Origin of the sequence: Paracoccus sp. PAMC 22219 (assembly GCF_000787695.1) — a bacterium.
In the GTDB taxonomy this organism is placed as follows: domain Bacteria; phylum Pseudomonadota; class Alphaproteobacteria; order Rhodobacterales; family Rhodobacteraceae; genus Paracoccus.
The window spans coordinates 1-3,639 of the sequence record NZ_BBPH01000247.1 but is presented as its reverse complement, the minus strand read 5'-3'; the positions used below and the strand labels follow the sequence as shown (position 1 = coordinate 3,639).

Here is a 3,639-nt window from a genome sequence, read left to right as displayed (position 1 = left end):
TTTTGGCCATTCCTTGTTGATCTGTTCGGCAAGCCAGATCCCATCTTTCTCAGCGCTCAAGTCGATATCCGTGAACACGACCAGAATGTCAGGATAACGTCTTAGCAAAATCAAGGCTTCTTCCGCGTTCCTGGCCTCTATCGCCTCGAACCCTGCATCTTCCATGATCGAGACGGCCGTCATGCGCAAAAGCCCCTGATCCTCGACAACAAGAACCACCGGGTCAAATTGTGATATGTTCATACTTAAATTCTCATCGTCATAGCGGTATTGGTATATGAGAGAAAAAGGAGTTCATAGCTCTACAGTTCCCACTGAGAAATGCTGTGGCGGCTAATCGCTCGTGGGCAGTGGTTTTCGAGGTCGGTAAGAGAGGAGTAGCCAATTGGCGGTAACCGACCCACCCGCAGGTTGCGGTCTGCCTGATAGAAAATGGCTGACAGGTCCACTACGCCCTCATAGTGAGTGTTGCTTCAAGCTGCAGACATCTTCAAACTGGTATTCTCTTGCTGATCATGTTTCAGGCGGGGGTAAGGTCTGACCTCCGAACAGGCGTGTCCCGACACGTTCCGACTGCGCCAGCACCATGGTCAGGTCATCCTGTCCCAGATCCGGCCGTGCATGACGGCTCAGGAAGCAGAACATGCCAAAGACGGTGCCATCGGCCCGCCTGACCGGAACGGACAGGTGGCTACCGATCGGGATCATTTGTGTGATCGGCAAGTCGGTCGCGATGGCATGCTGACTGGTATCGGTCATCAGACTGGGCAAGCCGCCATCAAGGATATGTTTGCAGTACACCTCCCGCAAATCCATGCTCTGGCTGGGACGGATCATCGCTTCCAAACCGGGGGCGCTGACGGCATGGAAAACAGCTCGTTCCTGAATAAACTCGGACAAGTAGGCGACCTCCATCCCAAGCGTTTCGCGAACCGTATCCAATGTGTTCTGAAGAGCGACACCGTCGTCCGAACTGGCAAAAAGCGTGGATAGTGGGGGGGACTGTTGGGGCATGGCGGTTCTCACGATGTGCATGTCAGCCCGTCATAGATGACGTATGCAACTTCATCGCACGCAAAGCACCTTGCATTCTAGCGATTGGTCGTTTTTTATCGCCGGATAACGTGTCGACCATACACCGAAAGGTTCTCACGACAGAGATCTTCGGCCTCCCAACAATGGAGCCCAAGCTCTTGCGAGAAAGAATGCGCCTTCGGAAAATTGCAGGCCTGCGCCTGAGGGGAATGAACGATGACACTGATGAATTAGCTGAATAAAACACCCATAACCAAGCCGGGCCGCAAATATGATAAAGTGCGGGATGGCGCGGCAGTCATTTTTCTTCGGGATGGGTACGCAGGCGCTAGCGTTGATGATATCACCCGCGCGGCCGGAGTCTCCAAAGCGACGCTCTACAGCTACTTTCCAGACAAATCGCTAATGTTTTCTGCAGCCATTCGTGCGGAGATTGACAATGCATTTCGAAAGTCCCCGTTCGACAAATGCCGAAATGGGCATCCTGCAGACATTCTGCCCAAGGTTCTGACTGAGCTTGCTGACTGGGCGGCCGCTAAGCCAAGGCTACGTCTCTTGCGTATTATTACCGCGGAAGGGGTCCGATTTCCGCAGGCTGCCGCAGCCTATCAGGCCGCTATCGGGGACCGTATCATCAATCCCCTCGAGACGCAGATCAAGACATGGATTGACCGGGGACAGATCAATATCCACGACAGCGATCATTCGGCCCGTCAACTTGTGGCCATGGTGACCGGCCGAGTCCAGCAACATGCAATGCTGACTGGCTCTGAGTTCACGAAGGAGCAATTGTCAACCTTTGCACAGGCTGCCGCTGATCTGTTCCTATGCGGACATGCCGTCACGGACGAGCAAGCTGTCTAAACAATTCCCCGAAAAAGACGTATTTGGGCAGTTGATCAGCAGGTATTGGACGCCTCCATGGCGATTGATGAGGGCGGAAGCAATCGCATCGCGCATAGAGACGCCACATGGGTATGCATCGCCGTCTGTCAGGTAAGCTGCATCTGCAGGGCCCACCCCACAAACGGGACGGCCCATGGCCACCGGGGTAGGTGTCGGACTTGAAGCTTTGGGCTGTGACCGATCCGCGAGGCATAGAACTCGCCCACCAGACCGCGCCAGAACAGCGGCACGCAAACTATGAAGACGGCTCTGGTTATGACTATGACAGGCAGCGGCGAGGTCGACACAAAGTTCTGCAGCGTAAACATTCATCCTTTAGGGCCTAGCCTAGAGGACATTCGTCAGCTGAGCTCTTGAGGGGGTCATCTCACGTTTTTCACGCCGGCGGAATTTTCATCTGGAGATCCAGGTCATGGTTGTCCCGGCCTTCTCTCCGCCAAGAGAGCCATCGAAATAGCCTGTGGCCGCGTAATTGTTAGTCAGTTCGGCTGGAATGACCGAGCCGTCCCTGACCGGGTTCGGGGCCTCGAGGATGCATCGCTCGAGGCCGCGCCAGGCGGTGTGCATGGCGATCCATTGTTATCCATCTCGTCGACGTTCGGAACTTGTACCCAATCCACAAAGAAAGCCACCTCCGGGACCATCGCTCTTTTGCAGGGGTCATACAAAAATCAAAAGATAAGCGTTCGGTTTGTGAAACCTTCGGCTTTGTATGGGGATTTAGCGTAGGTGCAGACATTTGGTTGCATGCAAAATCAGTGATATAAAATCCGGAATGACCATGCATACCGATGAGGAGTTTCTGGGCGAGATCGAACAGCGTGCAGCGGCCGAGCGCGTTCTGCTGAACATCCTGCGCGCCACACTTACTTGCCCAGGAGTGATGGACAACCAAAGTGTGGTAATGATGATGTCTGTCGCTGCAGCGGAGCGCGAACGTCAAGGCGATTACAAGGCAGCTGCTTTGCTCGGCCAATGGAAAATACTCGTTGACGGCTGGACCTGATTTAGTCCCCGGACACGGATCGCCTGGTCGTCGTCCCATTGGCTGGAAAGAACCCAGCTTCACCCCCCACCTCGAGCGTAACCTTGTTAGCCCGGCCTGCGGTCATTCCAATTCTCTTATTCCATGAACTCGGCTGCCGAACTAAACGAGGGCCTGTTACGGGACGAACAGTCTGCCATCTGACCCGATGCTGCCAGCACGGCGCTCAGGTGCACGGCTATGAGCGTATAACGATCGCCCTGCCTCTCGTCACGCCAGATGCTTTATAGGGTGCGGTTCTCTGGAAAGCTGGTGTCGTGCATCCAAAGATAGGCTGCGGCACTTAACCAGCACTGTCGTCTATATTGCGACGTTAACGGATCGATCTCTATCAACCGGCTATTGCAGCCTGGCCAGATCCCTCCTCTTGGCCACGACCATAGCGTCTCCAGCAGTAGTAAAGCATCTGGGCTGACGCGAAAGCACGCGTAGGCTGTACGGCATTTCCAATTGTATGCCCTTGTTTGGAACCTTCGAAAGCTCCAGCGGGTTAGGTGCTTGTTCCAGAGTGCAAGAGTATCAGGTCACCACTCACGCCAGTTAAGAAGCCCCGCCAAGGTGGGGCTTTTTGCCGTGTTCATGCGTCACTAGCGCGCACCCTTTGACGTCAGAAGGGCGGGGACTGTCATCGCGATGATCCGTACGTCTCTAAA

At 54.6% G+C, this 3,639-nt stretch carries 5 protein-coding genes; 2 read left to right on the top strand and 3 right to left on the bottom strand.

Features of this window, described 5'->3' with window-relative positions:
- Together TY51_RS19640 and TY51_RS19635 are read right to left on the bottom strand one after the other, a co-directional pair.
- Nucleotides 1-243, bottom strand: a 243-nt coding sequence (locus TY51_RS19640; protein ID WP_042253009.1) for a response regulator, incomplete at its 3' end; no start/stop codon positions are given.
- A 270-nt stretch (nucleotides 244-513) separates the two neighbouring features.
- A complete protein-coding gene (locus TY51_RS19635; RefSeq protein WP_052650502.1) occupies nucleotides 514-1,035 on the bottom strand; it encodes a GAF domain-containing protein in 522 nt (173 codons plus the stop codon).
- A gap of 279 nt (nucleotides 1,036-1,314) precedes the next feature.
- Here TY51_RS19635 and TY51_RS21490 point away from each other — a divergent pair, with 279 nt between their 5' ends.
- On the top strand, nucleotides 1,315-1,899 hold the full coding sequence (locus tag TY51_RS21490) for a TetR/AcrR family transcriptional regulator (protein WP_156118139.1): 585 nt from the start codon (nucleotides 1,315-1,317) through the stop codon (nucleotides 1,897-1,899).
- A 435-nt stretch (nucleotides 1,900-2,334) separates the two neighbouring features.
- Here TY51_RS21490 and TY51_RS22335 read toward each other — a convergent pair whose 3' ends face one another.
- Nucleotides 2,335-2,508, bottom strand: coding sequence for a hypothetical protein (locus tag TY51_RS22335; RefSeq protein ID WP_156118138.1), 174 nt, complete (start codon nucleotides 2,506-2,508; stop codon nucleotides 2,335-2,337).
- Nucleotides 2,509-2,716: 208 nt separating this feature from the next.
- On the opposite strand from TY51_RS22335, the gene TY51_RS19620 reads away from it, so the two are divergent.
- Nucleotides 2,717-2,947 (top strand): hypothetical protein, encoded by a 231-nt coding sequence (locus TY51_RS19620; protein ID WP_156118137.1) that lies wholly within the window; start codon nucleotides 2,717-2,719, stop codon nucleotides 2,945-2,947.
- Nucleotides 2,948-3,639: the final 692 nt, after the last annotated feature.

Bases quoted from the DNA above. Each gene is read 5' to 3' on its own strand.
- TY51_RS22335 (WP_156118138.1), bottom strand. From the start codon at position 2,508: ATGCACACCGCCTGGCGCGGCCTCGAGCGATGCATCCTCGAGGCCCCG.
- TY51_RS19635 (WP_052650502.1), bottom strand. From the start codon at position 1,035: ATGCACATCGTGAGAACCGCCATGCCCCAACAGTCCCCCCCACTATCC.
- TY51_RS19620 (WP_156118137.1), top strand. From the start codon at position 2,717: ATGACCATGCATACCGATGAGGAGTTTCTGGGCGAGATCGAACAGCGT.